20 protein-coding genes, 2 tRNA genes and 1 pseudogene are annotated in these 22,840 nt (G+C 68.9%); 14 read left to right on the forward strand and 9 right to left on the reverse strand.

Annotation, left to right across the window (positions count from 1 at the left end; genetic code table 11):
* Positions 1-26 precede the first annotated feature (26 nt).
* The 5 genes and pseudogenes from C454_RS04865 to C454_RS04885 all read left to right on the forward strand — a co-directional run.
* A pseudogene (locus tag C454_RS04865) lies at positions 27-2,703 on the forward strand (MutS-related protein); the annotation flags it as partial.
* Positions 2,704-2,717: 14 nt separating this feature from the next.
* Positions 2,718-4,964 carry a DNA mismatch repair endonuclease MutL gene (gene mutL / locus C454_RS04870; protein ID WP_004973270.1) on the forward strand — a complete coding sequence of 749 codons (2,247 nt, stop codon included), beginning with the start codon at positions 2,718-2,720 and terminating at the stop codon, positions 4,962-4,964.
* A 109-nt stretch (positions 4,965-5,073) separates the two neighbouring features.
* Positions 5,074-5,376 carry a hypothetical protein gene (locus C454_RS04875; RefSeq protein WP_004973272.1) on the forward strand — a complete coding sequence of 101 codons (303 nt, stop codon included), beginning with the start codon at positions 5,074-5,076 and terminating at the stop codon, positions 5,374-5,376.
* An 88-nt stretch (positions 5,377-5,464) separates the two neighbouring features.
* On the forward strand, positions 5,465-6,421 hold the full coding sequence (gene kdgK1, locus C454_RS04880; protein WP_004973274.1) for a bifunctional 2-dehydro-3-deoxygluconokinase/2-dehydro-3-deoxygalactonokinase: 957 nt from the start codon (positions 5,465-5,467) through the stop codon (positions 6,419-6,421).
* A gap of 61 nt (positions 6,422-6,482) precedes the next feature.
* Positions 6,483-7,127 (forward strand): DUF6663 family protein, encoded by a 645-nt coding sequence (locus tag C454_RS04885; protein ID WP_004973277.1) that lies wholly within the window; start codon positions 6,483-6,485, stop codon positions 7,125-7,127.
* A 41-nt stretch (positions 7,128-7,168) separates the two neighbouring features.
* On the opposite strand, the gene C454_RS20665 is transcribed toward C454_RS04885, so the two are convergent.
* Both C454_RS20665 and C454_RS04890 read right to left on the reverse strand, forming a co-directional pair.
* Positions 7,169-7,324, reverse strand: coding sequence for a hypothetical protein (locus C454_RS20665; protein WP_004973279.1), 156 nt, complete (start codon positions 7,322-7,324; stop codon positions 7,169-7,171).
* Positions 7,325-7,483: 159 nt separating this feature from the next.
* Positions 7,484-7,981, reverse strand: coding sequence for a DUF7344 domain-containing protein (locus tag C454_RS04890; protein WP_004973284.1), 498 nt, complete (start codon positions 7,979-7,981; stop codon positions 7,484-7,486).
* A gap of 378 nt (positions 7,982-8,359) precedes the next feature.
* On the opposite strand from C454_RS04890, the gene C454_RS04895 reads away from it, so the two are divergent.
* Positions 8,360-8,620 (forward strand): glutaredoxin family protein, encoded by a 261-nt coding sequence (locus C454_RS04895; RefSeq protein ID WP_004973285.1) that lies wholly within the window; start codon positions 8,360-8,362, stop codon positions 8,618-8,620.
* A gap of 6 nt (positions 8,621-8,626) precedes the next feature.
* Here the strand turns inward: C454_RS04895 and C454_RS04900 are convergent, their stop codons facing one another.
* Complete coding sequence (locus C454_RS04900) at positions 8,627-10,720, reverse strand: receiver/sensor box histidine kinase (protein WP_004973288.1); 2,094 nt, start codon at positions 10,718-10,720, stop codon at positions 8,627-8,629.
* A gap of 155 nt (positions 10,721-10,875) precedes the next feature.
* Between C454_RS04900 and C454_RS04905 the strand changes: the two genes are divergently transcribed.
* The 7 genes from C454_RS04905 (at position 10,876) to C454_RS20670 (ending at position 16,691) form a co-directional block, all read left to right on the forward strand.
* Positions 10,876-11,295 (forward strand): DUF7539 family protein, encoded by a 420-nt coding sequence (locus tag C454_RS04905; protein WP_008091801.1) that lies wholly within the window; start codon positions 10,876-10,878, stop codon positions 11,293-11,295.
* Positions 11,296-11,305: 10 nt separating this feature from the next.
* Complete coding sequence (locus tag C454_RS04910; protein ID WP_004973290.1) at positions 11,306-11,488, forward strand: hypothetical protein; 183 nt, start codon at positions 11,306-11,308, stop codon at positions 11,486-11,488.
* A gap of 118 nt (positions 11,489-11,606) precedes the next feature.
* On the forward strand, positions 11,607-14,420 hold the full coding sequence (locus C454_RS04915) for an aconitate hydratase (protein ID WP_004973292.1): 2,814 nt from the start codon (positions 11,607-11,609) through the stop codon (positions 14,418-14,420).
* 132 nt (positions 14,421-14,552) lie between these two features.
* Positions 14,553-15,002, forward strand: coding sequence for a DUF6069 family protein (locus tag C454_RS04920; protein WP_049904976.1), 450 nt, complete (start codon positions 14,553-14,555; stop codon positions 15,000-15,002).
* Positions 15,003-15,158: 156 nt separating this feature from the next.
* Positions 15,159-15,965 (forward strand): DUF7260 family protein, encoded by an 807-nt coding sequence (locus tag C454_RS04925; protein ID WP_004973297.1) that lies wholly within the window; start codon positions 15,159-15,161, stop codon positions 15,963-15,965.
* The gene (locus C454_RS04930; protein ID WP_004973299.1) at positions 15,962-16,414 is read left to right on the forward strand and encodes a metal-dependent transcriptional regulator; all 453 of its coding nucleotides are present in this window, start codon (positions 15,962-15,964) and stop codon (positions 16,412-16,414) included. The genes C454_RS04925 and C454_RS04930 overlap by 4 nt, the downstream gene beginning before the upstream one ends.
* A 109-nt stretch (positions 16,415-16,523) precedes the next feature.
* A complete protein-coding gene (locus C454_RS20670) occupies positions 16,524-16,691 on the forward strand; it encodes a hypothetical protein (RefSeq protein ID WP_004973301.1) in 168 nt (55 codons plus the stop codon).
* Positions 16,692-16,833: 142 nt separating this feature from the next.
* Here C454_RS20670 and dpsA read toward each other — a convergent pair whose 3' ends face one another.
* The 3 genes from dpsA to C454_RS04945 all read right to left on the reverse strand — a co-directional run bounded on the left by dpsA (position 16,834) and on the right by C454_RS04945 (position 18,101).
* Positions 16,834-17,364, reverse strand: coding sequence for a DNA starvation/stationary phase protection protein DpsA (gene dpsA, locus C454_RS04935; RefSeq protein ID WP_004065235.1), 531 nt, complete (start codon positions 17,362-17,364; stop codon positions 16,834-16,836).
* A 492-nt stretch (positions 17,365-17,856) separates the two neighbouring features.
* Positions 17,857-17,931, reverse strand: a tRNA-Ile gene (locus C454_RS04940).
* Between the two features lie 97 nt (positions 17,932-18,028).
* Positions 18,029-18,101 (reverse strand) — tRNA-Asn (locus C454_RS04945).
* A 136-nt stretch (positions 18,102-18,237) separates the two neighbouring features.
* Between C454_RS04945 and cca the strand changes: the two genes are divergently transcribed.
* On the forward strand, positions 18,238-19,617 hold the full coding sequence (gene cca, locus C454_RS04950; RefSeq protein WP_004973303.1) for a CCA tRNA nucleotidyltransferase: 1,380 nt from the start codon (positions 18,238-18,240) through the stop codon (positions 19,615-19,617).
* Here the strand turns inward: cca and C454_RS04955 are convergent.
* From C454_RS04955 to C454_RS04965, 3 genes are all read right to left on the reverse strand, one after another.
* Positions 19,596-20,609 (reverse strand): histone deacetylase family protein, encoded by a 1,014-nt coding sequence (locus C454_RS04955; protein WP_004973306.1) that lies wholly within the window; start codon positions 20,607-20,609, stop codon positions 19,596-19,598. The two genes, cca and C454_RS04955, sit on opposite strands and share 22 nt — an antisense overlap.
* Positions 20,609-21,040, reverse strand: coding sequence for a histone (locus tag C454_RS04960; protein WP_004973309.1), 432 nt, complete (start codon positions 21,038-21,040; stop codon positions 20,609-20,611). Before C454_RS04960 ends, C454_RS04955 begins: the two co-directional genes overlap by 1 nt.
* Before the next feature lie 220 nt (positions 21,041-21,260).
* Complete coding sequence (locus tag C454_RS04965) at positions 21,261-22,721, reverse strand: single-stranded DNA binding protein (RefSeq protein ID WP_004973311.1); 1,461 nt, start codon at positions 22,719-22,721, stop codon at positions 21,261-21,263.
* Positions 22,722-22,840: the final 119 nt, after the last annotated feature.

Consider the following 22,840-nt stretch of genomic DNA (forward strand, 5'->3'; position numbering starts at 1 on the left):
ATCCGCCGGCCCGCCCACGTGCGGACATGACTACTCAGGGAATCGTCGGACAGTTCCTCTCGCTGAAAGAGGAGACCGACGCCGACCTGCTCGCCATGCAGTGCGGCGACTTCTACGAGTTCTTCGCCGACGACGCCGAGACCGTCGGCCGCGAACTCGACCTCAAGGTCTCCCAGAAGTCCTCGCACGGGTCGTCGTATCCGATGGCGGGCGTGCCGCTGAACGACCTGACGCCCTACCTCAAGGCGCTCGTCGAGCGCGGCTACCGGGTCGCCGTCGCCGACCAGTACGAGACCGAGTCCGGCGACCTCCGCCGCGAAATCAAGCGCGTCGTCACGCCGGGGACGCTCCTCGAAACGTCGCGCGCCGACGCGCAGTTCCTCGCGGCCGTCGTGACCGACGGCGACGGCGTCGGCCTCGCGTTCGCCGACATCACCACCGGCCAGTTCCTCGTGACCGAGGCCGCGACCGTCGACGACGCCGCGGCCGAACTCTACCGCTTCGCCCCCGTCGAAGTCCTCCCCGGCCCGGAACTGCGCGGCGACGACGAGACCCTCTCTCGGCTGCGCGAGGCCACGGACGCCTCCTTCTCGCTTTTCTCCACCGAGGCGTTCGCGCCGGGTCGCGCCCGCCACGCCGTCCGCGAGCAGTTCGGCGCGTCCACGGTCGACAGCGTCGGTCTCGACTCCGACCTCGCGACCCGCGCCGCCGGCGGCGTCCTCGCATACGTCGAGGAGACGGGCGCGGGCGTCCTCCGGTCGATGACCCGCCTGCAGGTCTACCACCCCTCGGACCTGCTCGAACTCGACGCGACCACCCAGCGCAACCTCGAACTCATCGAGACGATGCACGGCGACCGCTCGGGGTCGCTGTTCGACACGATAGACCACACCGTCACCTCTCCCGGCGGCCGCCTCCTCCGGGAGTGGTTGACCCGACCGCGGCGCGACCGCGACGAACTCGCCCGCCGACTCGACGCCGTGCAGTCGCTCGCCGCGGCCGCCCTCGCCCGCGAGCGCGTTCGCGAGGTGCTCGACGGGGCGTACGACCTCGAACGGCTCGCCTCCCGGTCGGCGTCCGGGAGCGCCGGCGCGTCCGACCTGCTGTCGGTCCGGGACACCCTCTCCGTGCTTCCCGCGCTCGCCGACGCCATCGAGGGGACCGAACTCGCGGACTCCCCGCTCGCGGAAGTCGTCTCGCGGCCGGACCGGGACGCCGCGGCCGACCTCCGCGCCGACCTCGCCGACGCGCTCGCCGAGGACCCGCCGAAGACGGTCACGCAGGGCGGGCTGTTCCAGAAGGGCTACGACGACGAACTCGACGCCCTCATCGAGCGCCACGAGTCGGCGAAGTCGTGGCTCGACACGCTCGCCGACCGCGAAAAGCGGGACCACGGCCTCTCGCACGTCACCGTCGACCGCAACAAGACCGACGGCTACTACATCCAGGTCGGCAAGTCGGTCGCCGACCAGGTGCCCGAACACTACCGGCAGATAAAGACGCTCAAGAACTCAAAGCGCTTCGTCACCGAGGAGTTAGAGGAGAAAGAACGCGAGGTGCTCCGGCTCGAAGAGGCCCGCGGCGACCTCGAATACGAACTGTTCGAGGACCTCCGCGAGCGCGTGGCCCGGCGCGCCGAACTCTTACAGGACGTGGGCCGGACCATCGCCGAGGTGGACGCGCTGGCGTCGCTCGCGACCCACGCCGCCGGCAACGGCTGGACGCGCCCCGAACTCACGGACGCCGGGGCGCTCGACATCGAGGCCGGTCGCCACCCGGTCGTGGAGACGACGACCGACTTCGTCCCGAACGACCTCCGCATGGACGACGAGCGCGGCTTCCTCATCGTCACCGGGCCGAACATGTCCGGCAAATCGACGTACATGCGGCAGGCGGCGCTCATCACGCTCCTCGCGCAGGTCGGTAGTTTCGTCCCCGCGCGCTCGGCGACCGTCGGCGTCGTCGACGGCATCTACACCCGCGTCGGCGCGCTGGACGAACTCGCGCAGGGTCGCTCGACGTTCATGGTCGAGATGCAGGAACTCTCGAACATCCTCCACTCGGCCACCGAGGACTCGCTCGTCATCCTCGACGAGGTGGGCCGCGGAACCGCCACCTACGACGGCATCTCCATCGCGTGGGCGGCNCCTCGCGCCATCAGAGATGTGTATAAGAGACAGCCACCTCGACCGCGTCGCCAACGTCCACGTCGCGGCCGACGAGCGCGACGGGGACGTGACCTTCCTCAGGACCGTCGTCGACGGCCCGACCGACCGGAGTTACGGGATTCACGTCGCCGATTTGGCGGGGGTTCCGCGCCCGGTCGTCGACCGCGCCGCCGACGTGCTCGACCGGCTCCGCGAGGAGAAGGCCATCGAGGCGAAGGGGTCCGGAACCTCGGAGCCCGTACAGGCCGTCTTCGACGTGGGGAGCGGACAGATGAACGTCGCGGAGGGCGGCGACGCCGCCGGCGATTCGGCGGGCTCCGGCGCGCCCGCGAACGGCGCGACGGGCAACGGGTCGGCCGGGGCGCTCGCCGGGGCGAGCACCGAGGCGGCCGACGCCGAGACAGAGACCGAGTCCGGGGCCGCGGTGGACCCGGAGGCCGAAGCCGTCCTCGACGAACTCCGGGCGACCGACGTGAACGACACGTCGCCGCTGGACCTGATGGCGAAGGTGCAGGCCTGGCAGTCGAAACTGGACGGCGGTGACGGCGAATGAGCGGCATCAAACAGCTCGACGAGAAGACCATCCAGCGCATCGCCGCCGGCGAGGTGGTCGAACGACCCGCCTCGGTCGTCAAGGAACTGTTCGAAAACAGCCTCGACGCGGACGCGACGCGCATCTCCGTGGCCGTCGACGCCGGCGGCGTGGAGGGCGTCCGCATCCGCGACGACGGCGTCGGCATGAACGAGGAGGACCTCGAACTCGCCGTCCGCGAGCACACGACGAGCAAAATCGGCGACATCGAGGACCTCGAAGCCGGCGTCGGCACCCTCGGCTTCCGCGGCGAGGCGCTCCACACCATCGGCGCGGTCTCGCGGCTGACCATCCGGTCGAAGCCCCGCGGCGGCGACGTGGGGACGGAGCTGAACTACGAGGGCGGCGAGGTCGAGTCGATTCGGCCCGCCGGCTGTCCCGAGGGGACGGTCGTCGAGGTCGACGACCTGTTTTACAACACGCCCGCGCGCCGGAAGTTCCTCAAGACGACGGCGACCGAGTTCGACCACGTCAACGCGGTCGTCACCCACTACGCCCTCGCCAACCCCGACGTGGCCGTCTCGCTCGAACACGACGACCGCGAGGTGTTCGCCACCGAGGGTCGCGGCGACCTCCAGTCGACCGTGCTCTCGGTGTACGGCCGCGAGGTCGCGGAGTCGATGGTTCCGGTCGACCGCGACGCCCCCGGCGTCTCCGTCTCGGGGCTCGTGAGCCACCCCGAGACGACCCGAAGCACCCGCGACTATCTCTCGACGTTCGTCAACGACCGCTACGTCACCGACCGCGTGCTCCGCGAGGCCGTCCTCGACGCCTACGGCGGCCAACTCGACGCCGACCGCTACCCCTTCGCGGTGCTGTTCGTCGAGGTCGCGGCCGACGCCGTGGACGTGAACGTCCACCCGCGGAAGATGGAGGTCCGCTGGGACGACGAGGCCGGCGTCAAGCGCGACGTGACCGACGCGGTCGAAGACGCCCTGCTGAATCACGGCCTCGTCCGGTCGTCGGCCCCGCGGGGCCGGTCGAAAGCCGACGAGGCGGCCATCGAACCCGGTTCGCCGGACGACGACGACGCGGCGTCGATGGACCCCCACGAGGTCCGGGAAGCGGAATCGGCCGGCGAAACAGACGACGCGGACCCCCCGTCCGCGCGGGACGTGCAGTCGGCGCGGGAGGCCCGCGAGTCGGACGCGCGGTCGAATCCGGACCCGGACCCGGACGCGGCCGACGACGCCGGACCAGACACCACGACTGCAACTGAACGTGGGGCGGGAGTCGGCACCGACAATCCGACTGACGGCGACGCCGATACGCCCGCCGAGACGCCCGAGGGTTCGGGGGGTTCGTCCGGTTCGACTTCGCCCTCGACGCCGGCGTCCGCGCCGCCGACGCCGCCCCGCGAGTACGACCTCGCGCCGGGACCGGAGACGACCGAGCAGTCGTCGCTTTCGACCGACGACGAGACTGAACCGGAGGCGGCGCAGGCACCGAGGCCGTCCGACGACCCCGAATCGGAGACCGAGTCGGACAGCGAAACCCCGCCACGTCGTCCCTCGCGCATTACCGCGCCGACGACCCAGCGCGACCTCTCCGGGGAGGAGGCGGACCTCTCGCCCGAGTTCGATTCGCTCCCGTCGATGCGAATCATCGGCCAACTCGCGGACACCTACATCGTCGCCGAGACCGGCGAGGGGTTGGTCCTCGTCGACCAGCACGCCGCCGACGAGCGCGTGAACTACGAGCGCCTGAAGGGCGAGGTCGAAGGCGACACGCCGACGCAGGCGCTGGCCGAACCGGTCGAACTCGAACTCACGGCGCGCGAGGCGGCGCTGTTCGAGGAGTACCGCGAGGCGCTGGCGCAGGTGGGCTTCCACGCCGGGCGGACCGGCGAGCGGACCGTCTCCGTGCGGACCGTCCCGGCGGTGTTCGACGCCGCGCTCGACCCCGGACTGCTCCGCGACGCGCTGACGGCGTTCGTCCGCGAGGAGGCCGACGGCGGCCGGAAGACCGTCGACGCCGTCGCCGACGAACTGCTGTCGGACCTCGCGTGTTACCCCTCGATTACGGGCAACACGTCGCTCCGGGAGGGCTCCGTGCTCGACCTGCTCGCCGCGCTCGACGACTGCGAGAATCCCTACGCCTGCCCCCACGGTCGCCCGGTCATCATCGAGTTCGACCGCGACGAAATCGCCTCGCGCTTCGAGCGCGACTACCCCGGCCACGGCGGGCGGCGACGCGAGGAGTAGCCGGCGCGGGTCGGTCGCGTTGCCGCCGCTATCCGCGACCCGACCTCCGATTCTCGGAACCGATAGCATCGGCGAGGATTCAAGTCGGGGCACCGAGACGGTGGAGGCGATGAACCCGCTGGTCTTTCTGGGCATCTGCTTCGGGCCGCTGGCGCTCGTCGTCTCGTATCTCTTCACGGCGGCGACCGGACCGAGCGTGCCGCCGTGGGCCGACGCGGCCGGGCAGGCGATTCGGCTCTACGGGACGGCGGCCGCCGTGGTCGTCGGCCCGCTGGCGCTCCACGCCGACCGGCTGGACCTCGCCCGCGAGAGCGACTGGGTTCCCTCGCCCGTGTACTACCTCGTGGCGATTCCGTTTCTGAGCATCCCAATCGCGTTCATCTACCTGGTCCGGCGATTGACAGCCGCGTGAGCCGGCGCGGGGGGCGAGCGAATCGACCGCAGGCGTGTCATTCGACGGCAACGCCGGAGGTTTATATCGCGCCCGCGAACGGCCTTCCATGACAGCACTCGTGACCTTCGGCGAGACGATGCTTCGGCTGTCGCCGCCGCGTGGCGAGCGACTCGAGACCGCCCGCGAACTCGAAGTGCAGGCGGGCGGCGCGGAGTCGAACGTCGCCGTCGCCGCCACCCGACTCGGAGGGGACGCAGCGTGGTTCTCGAAGCTCCCGGACTCGCCGCTCGGCCGGCGAATCGTCGGCGAACTCCGGAGCCACGGCGTCGACACCGACGGCGTCGTCTGGACCGACGACGCCCGGCAGGGCGTCTACTACCTCGAACACGGGGCGTCGCCGCGCCCGACGAACGTCGTCTACGACCGCGCCGACGCGGCCGTGACGACGCTGGAGACGGGCGAAACCGACCTCGACGCCGTCCGCGACGCCGAGGTGTGCTACACGAGCGGCATCACCCCCGCGCTCTCCGAGACGCTCCGCGAGACCACGGCCGACGTGCTCGATGCGGCGCAGGACGCCGGGACGACGACCGCCTTCGACCTGAACTACCGGACGAAGCTCTGGTCGCCCGAGGAGGCGGCCGAGGGCTACCGAGCCCTGCTCGGCTCCGTCGACCTGCTGTTCGCCGCCGAACGCGACGCGGCGACCGTCCTCGGGCGCGACGGCGACGCCGAGTCGGTCGCCCGCGGGCTCGCCGAGGACTACGGTATCGAGACCGTCGTCGTCACCCGCGGCGAGGAGGGGTCGCTCGCCGTCTCCGGCGGAGCGGTGTCCGAACAGGGCGTCTACGAGGCGGAGACCCGCGACGCCATCGGGACCGGCGACGCCTTCGTCGGCGGCTACCTCGCCAAGCACCTCGACGGCGGGAGCGTGGCCGAGTCGCTGCAGTGGGCGTCGGCGACGGCGTCGCTCAAGCGGACCGTCGACGGCGACATCGCGGTCGTCAACCCCGAGGACGTCGAGCGCGTCGTCGCCGACGAGGGCGACGGCATCTCGCGGTAGGGTCGCCCGGCGACCGGCGGCGACCGGCAGGCGTATTTCCGTCCGTCCAGTAGCCGCCGACATGGAGGTCACGACGACCGGCCGGTTCCGGGTCTATCGCAGTCCGCGCGACGGAGACGAACTCCTCTTGCTCGAACTCCCCGAGGAGCGCGTCGACTGGACCGACCCGGCCGTCGAGACCGACGCCGACGACGCCTACTCACCGACCTACGTGCCACAGACCGGCTACGACGGCGACCTCGCAGAGCGCGTCTCGGCGCTCGAACCCGGAAACGAAATCGAGGCGACGTTGACGTGGGACGACGGCGACCCGCAGTTTGCGAACGTGTCGGTCCGCGACCGGACCCGCTTTCGGTTCGTCGGTGCCGCGACGGGGCTGTTCGAGGCCGCCCGCGAGACGTGGCAGGCGACCGGCGACGGCGAGGCCATCGGCTCGCGCGTCACCTACGGCACCGACGGCGACCCGAACGCCGTGCTCTACGTCTTCGCGAAACAGCCCGGCGCGCGCGACCTGTTCGACGAGTTCGGCGACGGCGTCGTCCCCGTGGACCCGCTTTTAGACCGCCTCGACGAGGAGGCCGACGTCTCCGACGCGCCCCGCGAGGTGTTCGTCTTGCGCCCCCTCGACGAGGAGTTCGTCCTCGTCGCCATCGCGCTCGACCGAGACGGACTGTTCGCGCGGACGATGCGCGACACCTACTGCTGACGCGCCGCGGGTCGTCGCCGGTCACTCCCGAGCGCACTCGGTCACTCGGCGTCGCTCGGCGCGCGGGAACCGCACTCAGAACACCGATAGACGGCCCGCCAGCCGCCGCCGGTGACGAACCGCCGCCGAAACGAGTGTCTCGCGCCGCACTCGTCGCAGACCGTCGGCGGTCCGTTCGGGTCGGACGGGTCGCGCATACGCCGAATCGTGGCGGAGAGGACTAAATGCCACCGTCGCCAGTCGTCGCCGACGCCGTCGTGTCCGGGCGGCGAGCGGGCGGCGAGCGGGCGGGGTGCGGCCGGCGACGAGTTCGACTGAACTGACAGACTCGACAGAAAAGCGGGGACGACGAAGCGTTAGTTCTCTTGGGTCCAGCGCTGGTAGACCGCGGAGCCGCCGAGAACGGCGAAGACGAGCGAACCGAGACCGGGCGCGCCGACGCCGGAGATGACCGGGACGCCGACAGCAGCGGCGATCATGAGGACGATGCCGAGCGCGGCGAGCGCGGCGTAGTACTCGCTCCACGAGAGTTCGCCCTCGGGGACGACCTCCATGTAGACCGTCACGTCGCCCGCCTCGGCCAGCGAGACGACCTTCGACTCGTCGTCGTAGTTCACGATGTCCAGTTCGGCGAGTTTGGGGATGTGGGTCTGTTGCAGCGAGACGTAGGCGCTCTGGCGGATGTTCCGCGGCGGCGGCGACTCCCCGGTCTCCGCTTCCGCGATGCGCTCCGAGAGTTCGCGGAGGGTCAGGTCGCCGTCTTGGAGGAACTCGATGGCCATCCGACGGCGGTCGTTACTCAGTACCTCGTGAATTCGCGTCTCGGAGAGTCCGGGTTCGGATGTTGTCGCCATACGAGGATTCGATCGATTTGTGACTGGTCGCTTCTTCTATATTAACAGTTCGCCTCCGGAATCGCCGTCCGGAATAACGAGTATCGGCAGAAACCAAGGCCCTTATTCACTCTAACGCCCGAATTGCGGCTCTATTTCGACTGCCAATCGGCCAAAAGATACATTAATGACACGTTCTGCGCCCGACGCGACCCGAAACGTAGTGGCCCGGTGACACGAATTCCTCGCACGCATCACCGGGGTTACGATGCGGTCGTCGCCAACGGCCCCGCGCCTGCGGACTGTCAGGAACCGCTCGGCCCGTTCGCCAGCGAAGGGGCGTCCGGCGGAACGAGCCCGACGAGAAGACTCAACAGGCCGCGGCGACGACATCGGGCGATGAGCGACCCCGTCCCCGTCATCATCTACACGCGCACGGAGTGTCACCTCTGCGACGAGGCGGAGGCGACCGTCCGCGAGGTCGCAGGCGAGACGGACGTCCCGGTCGATATCGAGCTCGTGAACGTCGATACCGACGACGAACTCAGCGAGAAGTACGGGGAGCGAGTGCCGTACGTCTACGTGGACGGCCGACCGGCGTTCAAGTTCCGCGTCGACGCCGACCGGCTCAGGGAGAAACTGACCGCGGCCCAGGAGTGAGCGCCGTCACTCGGCGTCGTCGATGTCGACCCACTCGACGCCGCGGAACTCGAAGCGCGCGCCGCCGTCGGTGCCGTCGGTGAGCGTGACCGACCAGCCGTGGGCCTCGGCGATGTTTTCGACGATAGCCAACCCGAAGCCCGTCCCGGTTCGGTCGGTCGTGTACCCGTGTTCGAACACCCGCTCGCGGAGCGACTCGGGGATGCCGTCGCCGTCGTCTTCGACGTAGAAGCCCGCGTCGTCGTCGAGTCGGCCGACGGTCACGGTCGCGGCCGCGGCGCCGTGCTCGACAGCGTCACCAGACGTAGTCTGGTTGCCTGTAGAACCATGTTCTACAGCGTTGCGAAACAGGTTCTCGAACAGTTGGAGGAGCCTGCCCGTGTCGGCGCGGACCACGCCGAGGTCGAGCGGTTCGAGACGGGCGTCCTCGGTGGCGACGAAGCTCCACGCGTGGGTGACCTTCGACCGGAGGTCGACCGCCTCGAACTCCGTGACCGGCGAGCCCTGTCGGGCGAGCGTGAGCAGGTCGCTGATGAGGGCGTTCATCCGTTCGAGCGCCGTCTCTATCTTTTCGAAGTGCTCCGGGTCGCCGGTGTCGGCCGCGATTTCGAGGTAGCCCTTGGCGACCGAAAGCGGGTTTCGGAGGTCGTGTGCGACCACGGAGACGAACTCGTCGAGTCGCTCGTTCGCCGCCGCGAGTTCGGCCTCGCGGTCGCGGAGCGTCTGTTCGCGCTTCGCCCGCTCGACGGCCGACGAGACGGTGGACGCGAGCAGTTGGAGGAGTTCGACGTCGACGTCGGTGAACGCCCCCTGACGGGTGTCGCCGGTGAGGAGGACGCCGTACTCGCCGAGCGGGACGTGGACCTCAGACTCGATGGACGAGTCGGGGTGCTGCACCTCCGACCCGCCGACGGTTCGCTCGTACACCCGCACCTCGTTGGCGTCGAACGCCTCCCAGATGAGCGTCTCCTCGCCGTCGCGGTGGAGGGTGGGCGACTCGCCGAACACCTGCCGGGCGGCGTCGGACTGCGCGACCGGGACGAGCGCGTCGTCGTCGGGGTCGTAGAACCACACGCCCGAGATGGGCCAGCCGACCACGTCGCGGACGGCCTCGACGGCGACGGCCGCGACCGCCTCGCTCGTCTCGACGCGGAGGAGTTCGCGGGCGACCGACTGCAGGTCGCGAAGCGCCCGTTCGAGGCGCTCGCGCTCGGCGGCGTCTCTCCCCGGGAGACGCGTCCCCGCGTTCGCTCCGGCTCCGGAGTCGCACCGGTCCGCGACTTCCCCGGCGTCGAGGCCCGCATCGTCGGTACCGGCTCTGTCCGCCGCGGCTGTGGCATCGGAGGCGACCTCTCGGATGAAGACGCTTACCCCGCTGTCGTCGGGGTAGATTCGCGCCGAGACGCGAACGTCGAAGGCGTCGATTCGGGTGTCGAGTCGCGTCGTGGCTCCCGACGCCATCGCGGCTTCGAGCGCCCCGTGAATCTCGGAGCCGACCTCGGGGAACAGCTCGCGGAAGTCGCGGTTGAGTGCCTCCGCGGCCGGAACGCCGGTTCGCTCGGCCATCGCGTCGTTCCAGTAGCTGACGGCCCAGTCGTCGTCTAACGCGAAGATGCCATCGGTGACGCGGCCGTAGACGGTCGCGAGGTGCGCGTCGGACTCGGTGAGTCGCTCCTGGACGCGGTACTGCGACACCGCGTTGAACACGCGGCTCGCGAGGAGGTGGAAGTCCTCGTCGCCGGCGGTCCGCCGGACGTAGTCGCTGACGCCGAGCGAAATCGCGCGGCTCGCCACCGCCTCGTCGCCGTGGGCGGTGTAGAGGATGAACGGCAGGTCGGACGAGCGGGCGCGAACGGCGGTGAGGAGGTCGAGGCCGTCGCCGTCCCGGAGGTGGTACTCCGAGACGACGCAGTCGACGCCGTCGTCCTCGACGACGGAGATACCGTCGATGACGGCGGTCTCGCCCCGGACGTCGAGCCGGTCGGACTCGCGTTCGAGCGCCGTCGCGACGAGGGCGACGAACTCCGGGTCCCGGCCGACGTAGAGGACGGAGATGGGGTCGTCACCGCCGTTCCCGGTGGTGTCGTCGGGGGTGGACATACTCGTCCGAGAGCCGTGAGTTCAATAGGTGTTTCGTCAGCAGCAGCGACCGACGGCCACGGGTTCAGCGACGGGGGCGAGCCGTACGGTTCGCGCTCCGGTCGCTCGGACGGGGCGGGCGTACGACTATGGCCTCGGCGCCCCTTTGGATACTCATGGAAGCTGACAGACGACTCCTCCGACAGGCGCGCGAGCGACTCGACGGGTGGACCTACACGGCCCGCGACCGGGCCTACCGCGAGCTGTTCGCCGGCGACGACGCCGCCGTCACCGCCGAGGAGCGGCAGCTTCTCGACGAGGTGGACGCGGAGCTCGCGGGCGACGGCGGCGACGGACTCTGGGGGACGGACGAGTACGCGGTCGTCATGGGACATCCGAAGAATCACCCGATTTCGGTCGTCTGCACCCGCCACCCGGAGATTCCCTCGTCGTGGTCGCGGGGCGGGGAGAGCCTGACCGAACCGGAGCGCGAGCAGTTCAACGACCTCCTGTGGGACTACTGCGAACGCGTCCGCCGGTACGTCCAAGACGAGGTCAACGAGTTCGTCGGGGTCGCCGGCGTCCCCGAGGAGTAATCCGAGGCCGATGCGCGTCATCCACCCGGCGGACCACCGGCCCTGTTATCGCTGCGGCGAGCGCGCCGACGTGGTCGTCGCCCGCGGCCACGACCTGCGGTACTGTTGCTGGGACTGTTCGTACTCGCTTCTCGAACACGGCGGCGTCATCGTCGCGGGCGAACTGGGGAAGTCGCGACCCAGACCCCCGTGAGCCGGCGTTAGGCCTCCAGAGCCCCGGATATCGCCGCTCTGGAGCTCCGTTCGCCTCGATTCCGACGCCGTGAGAACGAGTCCCGCATTCAAGCCCGCGGAGACCCTACCGGTCGACTATGAGCGACGCAGATACGCTGGACGCCGTCCGTGAGTTCGAACACGACGGAACCACGTACAAGATGGCGGACCTGACCGTTCTGGAAGAACAGGGGCTCTGCGAACTCGACCGACTGCCGGTGAGCATCCGCATCCTGCTTGAGTCCGTGCTGCGAAACGTCGACGGCGACATCGTCACCGAGGAGGACGTGCGGAACGCCGCCTCGTGGGAGCCGGACGTGCCGAACGTCGAAGTCCCGTTCACGCCGTCTCGCGTGGTGCTACAGGACCTGACGGGCGTGCCCGCGGTCGTCGACCTCGCGGCGCTCCGGTCGGCCGCCGACCGCGCCGGGAAGGACCCGAAACTCGTCGAACCCGAAGTCCCCTGTGACCTCGTCATCGACCACAGCGTGCAGGTGGACTTCTTCGGCTCGCCCGACGCCTACGAGAAGAACGTCGAACTGGAGTACGAGCGCAACGCCGAGCGCTACAAGGCGCTCAAGTGGGCGCAGAACGCCTTCGACAACTTCAGCGTCGTCCCGCCGGGGACGGGCATCGTCCACCAGGTGAACCTCGAACACCTCGGGCGCGTCGTCCACGACCGCGAGTGGCGCGGCGACCGCTGGCTCCTCCCCGACACGCTCGTCGGCACCGACAGCCACACGCCGATGATAGGCGGCATCGGCGTCGTCGGCTGGGGCGTCGGCGGCATCGAGGCCGAGGCGGCGATGCTCGGCCAGCCCATCACGATGAAGCTCCCCGAGGTCGTCGGAGTCAAACTCGAGGGCGAACTCCCCGAAGGCGCGACCGCGACCGACCTCGTGTTGCACGTCACCGAACAGCTCCGCGAGGTCGGCGTCGTCGACCGGTTCGTCGAGTTCTTCGGCCCCGGCGTGGGGAACCTCTCGGTCCCCGACCGGGCGACCATCTCCAACATGGCCCCCGAACAGGGGTCGACCATCAGCGTCTTCCCGGTCGACGAGGCGACGCTGGACTACCTCGAACTCACGGGCCGCGAGCCCGAACACATCGAACTCGTCCGCGAGTACCTCGACGCGCAGGGCCTCTTCGGCGAGCAACACCCCGAGTACACGGAGACGGTCGACGTGGACCTCTCCGCCGTCGAGCCGAGTCTCGCCGGGCCGAAGCGCCCGCAGGACCGCGTCGCCATGGGCGACATGAAGGCCCACTTCCGCGAACTCCTCTACGGCGAGTTCGAAGACACCGTCGACGACGTGGACGAGGAGGCCATCGTCCGCTGGCTCGGCGAGGGCGGGGGCGACCCCGACGGCGAACTCGCGGGCGACGGCGGGACGCTGACCGAGACGCCAGAGACGGCCCCCGAAGAGCCCGACCTCGGGGAACTGACCAAACGCGTCGAAGTCGACCTCGGCGGCGAGACGGTCGAAATCGGCCACGGGAGCGTCGTCGTCAGCGCCATCACGTCCTGTACGAACACCTCGAACCCGTCTGTCATGGTCGCCGCGGGCCTCCTCGCGCGCAACGCGCTGGAGAGGGGTCTCGACGTGCCCGAGTACGTCAAGACGAGCCTCGCGCCGGGGAGCCGCGTCGTCACGGAGTACCTGAAGAAAGCCGACCTGCTCCCGCACCTCGAAGCGCTCGGCTACGACGTGGTCGGCTACGGCTGTACGACCTGCATCGGCAACGCCGGCCCGCTTCCGGAACCCATCGAGAACGCCATCGACGAACACGGGCTGTGGACGACGAGCGTCCTCAGCGGCAACCGCAACTTCGAGGCGCGCATCCACCCGAAGATTCGCGCGAACTACCTCGCCAGCCCGCCGCTCGTCGTCGCCTACGGCCTCGCCGGCCGGATGGACATCGACCTCGAGACCGACCCGCTCGGTACCGACGACGAGGGCAACGCCGTCTACCTCGCCGACATCTGGCCGGACGCCGACGAGATTCGAGAGACCATCCACGATAGCGTCGACCCGTCGATGTTCCGCGAGAAGTACGCCGAGGTGTTCGAGGGCGACGAGCGCTGGGAGGCGCTCGAAGCGCCGACCGGGGACGTGTACGACTGGGACGACGAGTCGACCTACATCCGCGAGCCGCCGTTCTTCACGGACTTCCCGCTGGAGAAACCCGGCGTCTCCGACATCGAGGACGCCCGCTGTCTCCTGACGCTCGGCGACACGGTGACGACCGACCACATCAGCCCCGCCGGGCCGTTCGGGTCGAAGCTCCCGGCCGGCCAGTGGCTCATGGACCACGGCGTCGACCCCGTGGACTTCAACACCTACGGCTCCCGCCGCGGGAACCACGAGGTGATGATGCGCGGGACGTTCGCCAACGTCCGCATCGAGAACCAGATGCTCGACGACGTGGAGGGCGGCTACACGATTCACCACCCGACGGGCGAGGAGACGACCGTCTTCGAGGCGAGCCAGCGCTACCGCGAGGAGGAAACCCCGCTCGTCGTCCTCTCGGGCGTCGAGTTCGGGACCGGTTCCAGCCGCGACTGGGCGGCGAAGGGCACGGACCTCCTCGGCGTGCGCGCGACCATCGCCGAGAGCTACGAGCGTATCTACCGGGACAACCTCGTCGGCATGGGCGTCCTCCCGCTCCAGTTCGAAGACGGCGACTCGTGGGAGTCGCTCGGCCTCGACGGCTCCGAACAGTTCGACATCCGCGGCCTCGACGACGGCCTCGAAGTCAACGACGAACTGACCGTGGTCGCCACGAAGGACGACGGAACCGAAATCGAGTTCGACGTGACCGCGCAGGTCGGCACGCCCGCCGCGGTGACGTACGTCGAAAACGGCGGTATCCTCCACTACGTACTCCGTCGGCTCCTGACCGAGAACTGAATCAGGACGCTGCGCCGGTGAACTGAGTCGGGGCGGCGACCGGCCGCCTTCGACCCACGCGTCGGACTCGCCGAGAATCACGAACCGCCGAAGACGCGTAGATTCATCAGCCGTGGAGTGCTATGTTGTGGCATGGCAACCGTGACACCGGCGGTCCGCCCGACGTGGACAGACCTCATGCGTCGCGGAGCGGCGACCGCGGCGGTCGCGACCGTCGCGAACGCGCTCCTGTTGACGCTCGTCCTCGAAACGGGTCTCGTCGAGGTCTTCGGACCGCTTTCGTACCCGCCGGTCGTGTTTCTCTCGGCCGCCGGCGCGGTCGCGGCGACGCTCGTCTACGGACTGCTCGCGGGCCGCGTCGCGGACGCGGACCGGACGTTCCTCAGGGTCGCCGTGGCGGTGCTCGTAGTGTCCTTCGCACCCGACCTCGGACTCCTGTACGTCGATCCCGGAGCGACGGTCCCGGGCGTTCTCGTGTTGATGCTGATGCACGTCGTGGTCGCGGCGGTCTGCGTGGCGTCGCTCACCGAACTCGGCTGGGGCGTCCCGGAGGGTAAACGACCGGACCCGACCGACGAGTGACCGCCTGACGCTCGACGCGCGGGCGCTTCCGTGCCACTCGTATTTAGGACGGCCTAAAAACCGAAGACACTATGTTGTTTTAGGTTGCCCTAAATGGTATGACCAGAGCGGATTCCGAGGCAACCGCGTCGACGGCGTCCTCGCAGGGAGATTGAGATGAACGCTGAGCGCACCGCGGGCGTCAGGGACGCGCTGGACCGCGTCGAACGCGAGCGCGAACAGGTGCTGGCGAAGCGGCGGGCCGTCAGGCGGTTCGAGCGACGCGTTCGAAAGCTCGCCGCACGGCCGGAGCGCCCACCGAGCGGGACCGTCCGAGCGACCGCCTGCGGGACCACATCGATACCCGCGGCGACGCGACGAGACGCCGGCCCGGGGCGACGGCGGGTCCGGGAGCTATTCGCGGAGACGATACGCCCGCACAGCGTCTCCGACGTGAACGGGTCCGAACCGCTCGCGGTGACGATTCGCGAGGAGTTCGGCCCCGAGGTCGCGACGGCGCTCTCCCCCGACGCTGGGGGGCGGTTCACACCGGCGGTCAAGGAGGCGGTCGTGTCGGCGGCGACGGACCGGCAACGGTGCCTCGACGGGATGCGCCGGGCGCTCGACGCCGAGGAACGGTCGCTCCGGGCGGCGCTCGCCGTGCTGGACGAGTGCGAGAACTGGCTGGGCCGGGCGGACGCGACGCCGCTTTCGGAACTGGGGTTCGAGGGGCTCCGGCAGCGCCACGAGACGCTGGCCGACCACCGAGAAGCGTGCGACCGACTCGTCCGCGAGCGACAGCGGCATCTCGACGGGGCGACCCGCCACACCGCGGCGGTCGAAATCGACCACCGGTTTCTCGCCGAGTATCTCTACGAGGACCGCGCGACCGACTACCCGGTCTTGACGGCCGCGACCCGCGCGGCGGGCGTCTGCGCGGATTGCCAGCGGGCCGTTCGCGACCACCTCGTCCGCCGCGTATGATCGGCGCGCCGCAGTACCTCCTCACGCTGTACATCGCCGAGCGGGAGGACGACGAGGAGACGCCGATTTCGCCGGGCTACGTCGCCGACGCGCTCGACCGCTCGCCGCCCGCGGCGACCGAGCGCCTCCAGAACCTCGACGCGAAGGGGCTCGTTCGCTACGAGCCCTACGAGGGCGCGACGCTCACCGACGAGGGTCGCGACGCCGCCGGAGAGCTCTACGACACCTACCGAATCCTCTCGCGGTTCTGTCGGGACGTGCTCGGCGTCGACGACCACGAAGAGGAGGCGATGCAACTGGTCGGAAACGTCAGTCCGACGGTTGCCGAACGGCTCGCGGCGACGCTGCTCCGCGGGGGCGACAACCGCGGCGAAGCGACCGAGGCGAACGGGGCGGCCGAATCGGCCGAATCGGCGTCGCAACCCTCCCCCGACAGCCCCGCGAGCTGAACACGTCGCGGTAAAGTCGCCTCCGGTACTGATAGTTGTCAACAAATAGCACGCAAATACCGCCGCAGAACCGCACCCTTTTTGTTTTAGGTTTCCCTAAATCATCGTAATGGCCGCTGGTACGCAGTCGAACGCTGAATCCGCGTCGGAACCGGACCGACCCGACTCCCCCGAGATATCCGTCTGCAAGGGCGGGCCGGGGAAGTCGGTGTTCATGGAGTCGGGCAACAGCGACGGCTGGATTTCGAGCGACGTGACCGTCGACGTCACGCGGTAACTCCGTTCGGACCGGGTTGCGCGGAGTGCGGACCTGACGAGCGCAGTAGCTGAACAGCGCTGGCAGCTATCGCGAGAAAAAGCGTAGAACGTCGGAAACGTCGGAACGGGGGCGTCGTCCTCCGACGCGTCGGCGGCGGTGCTTACTGGACGAGCGTGTCGTCTTCGAGGTAGTGGTCGATGACGTGGGCGTGTTCTTCGATTTCGATGAGCTGCTCGCGGAGCATGTGCGCCGTCGCGTGGTCGCCGAGACCCGCGGCGAGTTCGATGTGCTCGCGGTAGCTCTCGATGATGTCGCCGTACATCTCGAGGTCGTTCGAGAGCGACGTGCGGATGTCGTAGACGTCCTCGTCCTCGGGCTCGACGGTCGCCGCCTCGCTCAGCGCCGGCATGCTGGCGTGAGGGACGCCGCCGATGGACTGGAGGCGCTCTGCGATTTCGTCCGCGGCCTCCTCGACTTCCTCGTAGGCCTCCTGGAGGAACTCGTGGATGCGGAGGTGCTCGGCACCCTCGACGTTCCAGTGGTGCTTGTGGAGCTGGTGGTAGAGGACGTAGGCGTCCGCGAGGTCGGTGTTCAGCGCTTCGATTATCTGTTCGGCCTTCTCGGTGTCGAGCCGAACGGGGTTGTCGCCGACGCTGCCTGCTTCCTTGAGGACTGACTTCTGCGTGCTCATTACAATCAGTAGTTGGGACCGAGGCCACTTAATACTTATCCGAGAACAAACAATTTTTCGTGTGGCCTAAAACATCGTTTGCCGGAACCGTCTGATTGCTTCTAAAACGACGAATGACGTGTGTGAGATGGGCACACGACCTGGGCCGATGAATACACCTGTCCGTGATAGGCACGCACAACATATCACATTCATTATGAATTTTCGAGTGGGTGGCGCGGCGTCTCGTGGGGCCGATTCGCGCGTTTCAACCGGGTCGTCGCGCCGCTCGAAGACGGACGGCGAGGGAACGACGCCAGAGTGGCTCGCAAGCAGTCGCCGGGCGGTCGCCGTCGGCTCTATAGACCGCGGGACGGCGACGGGGTCCGTCAAGAAATCCGTTCGAATCACGTCCGCCGAGCGGACCGCTCGTGTTTCGAACGGCCGGAGCAGGGGCGGTATCGTACAGAATCGGCCGATACGCTGTGGGCTCGATTCCGTGTGGAGAACGTATGGGCCCTATGGGGTTCGAACCCATGACCACCCGGTTATGAGCCGAGCGCTCTGACCAGACTGAGCTAAGGGCCCTCGGTCGATTCTTTCCCGTCGTCCCTCTTATGTCTTATCAGAAGCCGCCGCCGGCGAATCGGAGACGCACCGCTCATCGACGTGAGAAACGGAGAAGCGCCACCGCCAGGACTCGAACCTGGGACAACCTCGTTAACAGCGAGGTGCTCTACCAACTGAGCTACGGCGGCTTTCGTCTGCACTCTCTCGTATTCGATGTTTCTTGATAGGGCTTTCGTTTTTACCCGACGGCTGGCGGATGCCACCGCCTGACGCGGTCGGGGGAGCACCGTCACGCTTTCGCCCGCCCGCGGGAAACCAGCGGGCATGACGAACTCGGACCTCGACGCGGTCGTCGCCGCGGTCCGCGAGCGCATCGACCCCGACGAGGCGGAGCGTCGGGCGCTCGCGGAGGCCGCGTCGGCCCTCGAATCCCGCGTCCGCGACGCCCTCGCGGACCTGCCGGTGGACGCCGACGCGCTCCAAGTCGGCAGCACCGCCCGCGGCACGTGGCTCTCGGGCGACCGCGACATCGACCTGTTCGTGCGCTTCCCGGCCGACCTCGACCGCGAGGAGCTCGAAACGTACGGCCTCGAAGTCGGCCACGCGGTCCTCCCCGACGGCCACGAGGAGTACGCCGAACATCCCTACGTGAAAGGCGACTACGACGGCTTCGACGTGGACCTCGTCCCCTGTTACGACGTGCCCACCGCCTCCGACATCCGCTCGGCGGTCGACCGGACGCCCTTTCACAACGCCTACCTGACCGAGCGCCTCGACGACGACCTCGCGGCCGACGTGCGCGTCTTCAAGCGGTTCCTGAAGGGTATCGGAGCCTACGGGAGCGACCTCCGCACCGAGGGCTTCTCCGGCTATCTCGCCGAACTCCTCGTGGTCGAACACGGCGGCTTCGAGCCGCTGCTTCGGGCGGCCGCCGACTGGAGCCCGCAGGTCGATTTCGACCCGGAAAGCCACGGAACGCGGCGTTTCTCGGACCCGCTCGTCGTCATCGACCCGACCGACCCCGAGCGGAACGTCGCCGCGGTCTGCTCGGCTGAGAACGTCGCCCGACTCCAGCACTACGCCCGCGACCTGCTCGCTGAGCCGCGCGAATCGCTGTTTTTCCGGCCCGGCCCGCCGGCGCTCGACGCCGACGGCGTTCGGAGCCACCTCGACCGCCGCGGGACCACGGCCGTCGCCGTCGTCTTCGACTGCCCGGACCTCGTGGACGACCAGCTCTACCCGCAGCTGAGAAAGTCGCTGACCGGCGTCACCGACGGCCTCGACAGGCGCGGCTTCGACGTGTTCCGGCGCGCGACGTTCGCCGCCGACGACGCCGGCGACGAAGCAGAGGCCGTCCTCTTCGCGGAACTCTCGGTTGCCGAGCGTCCCGCGGTCGAGCGCCACGAGGGGCCGCCGGTCCACGTCCGACGCCACGCCGAGGGGTTTTACGACGCGTACGAGGACGGCGACGACCACTACGGACCGTTCCTCGACGGCGACCGCTACGTGGTCGAGCGGGAGCGGGAGTTCACCTCGGCGACCGACTTCCTCGAAAGCGACGCGCTGTTCGACGTGGCGCTCGGAAAACACGTGAAATCGACGCTCAGGGAGGACGGCTACGACGTGCTCGTCGGCGACGACGTGGCCGCGCTCGCCGAGTCGTTCGGCGCCGACTTGGGTCGTTACTTCGTGCCGAGACCGTGAGCAGCGCGCACGTCGTCGACTAGCTCGACGTTCTTCTCGTCGGGGTCTTCCTCGGGGTCCATCGCGATGCGGCCGTCGAACGTCTCGTGGACGGTCGCGACGCCCTCGGAGAGGGTGTCGAGGCCGTAGCCGCCTTCGAGGACGAAAGCGATGGCGGCGTCGGTCGCCTCACAGAGGTCCTGGACGCACTCGGTGAGCATCGCGTACCCCTCGGTCGAGACGCGCATCCGCGAGATGGGGTCGTGGCGGTGGGCGTCGAAGCCGGCGCTCACGATGAACAGGTCGGGGTCGAACCGTTCGACTGCGGGGGCGACCGCCTCGTCGAACGAGTAGACGTAGTCGGCGTCGCCCGCGCCGGCGTGGAGCGGCACGTTGAGAGTCGTCCCCTCGCCGTCGCCCTCGCCGGTCTCTTCGACCTCGCCCGTGCCGGGGTAGAGGCCGTCCTCGTGGATGGACGTGTAGAACACGTCGCCGCGGTCGTAGAAGATGTCCTGCGTGCCGTTGCCGTGGTGGACGTCCCAGTCGAAGATGGCGACGCGCTCGGCGAGGCCGTCGTCGATGACCGCCTGCGCGGCGACGGCGGCGTTGTTGAAGAAACAAAAGCCCATGGCGTCGTCCTCGACGGCGTGGTGGCCCGGGGGGCGGCCGAGCGAGAACGGCGTGTCGCGGCCGTCGTCGCCGTCGAGGGCGGCCCGGGCGGCCCACTCGGCGAGGCCGGCGGAGGTGAGCGCGGCGTCCCACGACGCCTCGACGGCGACGGTGTCGGGGTCCCAGTTACCGCCGCCGTCGCGACAGAAGTCGTGGAACTCGTCGACGTAGCCGTCTTCGTGGACGGCCGCGACGGTCGATTTCTCGGCGGGGGGCGCGTCGACGTACTCGACGCCGTGGCGCTTCGCCAGCCCGCGTCGTATCGCTCGGAGTCGGTCGGCCGTCTCGGGGTGTCGCGGCCCGGTGTCGTGGTCGAGACACGTTTCGCTGTAGCCGAATTGCATTATTCGAAGAGGGAGAAGTAGGTCTCGATGTCCTCGGATTGGACCGTCCGCCGGTCGGCGTGGTGGGCGAGTTTGACGGCGGCGCCCGCCACGTTGACGGCGTAGTCCTCGAGGATATCGGCCAGGGCGATTCGAGCGTCCATCGCGACGCGGTAGCGGTCGTCGATTCGGAGGCGGGCGATACGGTCGATGGGGGCGATAGGGAGGAGGAGTTCGTCGCGGTCGACGACCTGCTGGACGCCGAAGTCCTCGGCCATCAACGTCTTGCGACCGTCCGCCGTCGCCCGGTCGGCGGCGTCTATCGCGAGTTCCGCGCCGCGGTCCTGAATCCGGCGGGCGAGCGCCTCGGCGGCGCCGGCGCTCACTCGCAACTCACCTGCGTTCTGCCGGATAATCGCGTCTACCGGGGCGAACGGTAGCTCGACACTCATACCCACATATCGGGTCCGTGCGGCGTATAATCCTTTCCGTCGCGGCCCCTTCTGTATTTTATCGCACGCAGCGCTCCCGAGCGATGGGATTTCGCTGTGAGAACCCGCAAAACCGGACGAACGATGAGTGGGATTCGATGGCCCGCCGACGGCGGGACGATGGGCGACCGGCCGTCGCCTCGGCGCTTCGCAGCGCCGTCGTTTCGTCGCGCCCTCGTCGTTACCGCTGTGCGCCGGTGTGGACCTCGACCGTCTCGGCGCTGATGCGGCCGTCGGTCTCCGTGCCGGAGACCGTCACCTCGTCGCCGAGGCCGAGGTCGGCGTCGGTGTCGACGGTCTTGGTCTGCGTGCCGTCGTCGAGGATGACCGGCGTCCCGGCCTGCACGACCGTCCCGGTGAACTCGACCGACTCGCCGGCGGACTCCGTCGCGGTCGCGTCCGACGAGGACCCGCCGTTCGCGGCGGACGCGTCACCGGACGACTCGGACGAACCGCCGCCGGAGAACGCGCCGAGGCCCTGGTCGCTCGGCGGCGTCGGTCCCGAATCGCCGGCATCGGTCCCGGCCGCGCCCTCGGGGGCCTCGTCCATCACGGTGACGGACGACCGCCAGCCGGCGGAGGCTTCGAGGTCCTCCTGCCAGCCGTCTTTTATCTCCACGTCGGTGATGACGACGTAGTCCGCGAGGTCGACGTCGGCGTCGGCCTTCTCGCCCCAGAGGGCGACCCGGATGTCGCCGGTGTCGTCCTTGACGCGGATGTTGCGGACCTGTCCCTCGGAACCGTCGTCGCGGTCGAAGGTGCGCTTGCCGTCCGCCTCGATGACGCCGCCGGCGATGTCGACCGTCTGGCCGAGTTCGAGCGTGCCGATGTCGGTCGTCTCGGGGACGTACTCGATGTCCTCGTCGATGACTTCGACCGCGCCGCGGGAGCCGACGTGGAGTTCGAGCGAGCCGTCGCGCTCGCGGACGTAGCCGTCGACGACCTCGACCGACTGGCCGGTTTCGAGCTCCTCGGCGAGGTCCGCTCGCTCGTCCCAGAGCGTGACGCGGACGCGGCCGGTCGGATCGCCGACCGAGAGGTTCGAGACGCGACCCTCGGTACCGTCGTCGCGGTCGAACGTTCGGACGGTTCCGGTGTCGAGAATCTTGCCTTCGAGGTTCACGTCCGAGAGGCCGAGCGCGAGGTCTTCGACGCGGTAGGTGTCGAGCACCTGCACGTCGACCTCGGCGTCGAGGTCCTCTTCGACCTTGCTCGCGCTGACCTCGACGCCGTTGTAGCCGTCTTTCGGGCGACCGCCGATGCGGAGGACGGTGCCGACTTCGAGGTTCTCCTTCGCGCCGGCGGCCATCTCGTCCCACAGCGAGACGCGGATGCGACCGGTCTCGTCGGCGACCTCAATGTTGACGACCCGCCCGTCTTCGTCCTCGCCGTCGCGTTCGAACGTCCGGACCTCGCCGATGCTGACGACCTTGGCGAGGAACTTCACGTCCTCCATGCCCGGTTCGATGTCGGCGATGCCGTTGACCTCCTCGTCGCGTAGTTCGTGGGCGATGAGCATCGCCGCCGTCTCCTCGTCGGCGAGGCCGCCCATCTGTTCGACCTTATCGTTGACCGCCGCCTCGAACTTCTCGAACTCGACATCGGTGTCGAGGTCGTCGTAGACCTCCCGAATGACGCCCATCAGGCGTCACCTCCCGGAACGAAGCGCGCGCGTCGCGGCAGACCAAACGTCGTACTCATACTATGGACGAACAGGGAAGGGCGGCGCTTAAGCGTTGTTTTCCTCCGGATTGGACCGCC

The organism is Haloferax gibbonsii ATCC 33959 (genome assembly GCF_000336775.1).
In the GTDB taxonomy this organism is placed as follows: domain Archaea; phylum Halobacteriota; class Halobacteria; order Halobacteriales; family Haloferacaceae; genus Haloferax; species Haloferax gibbonsii.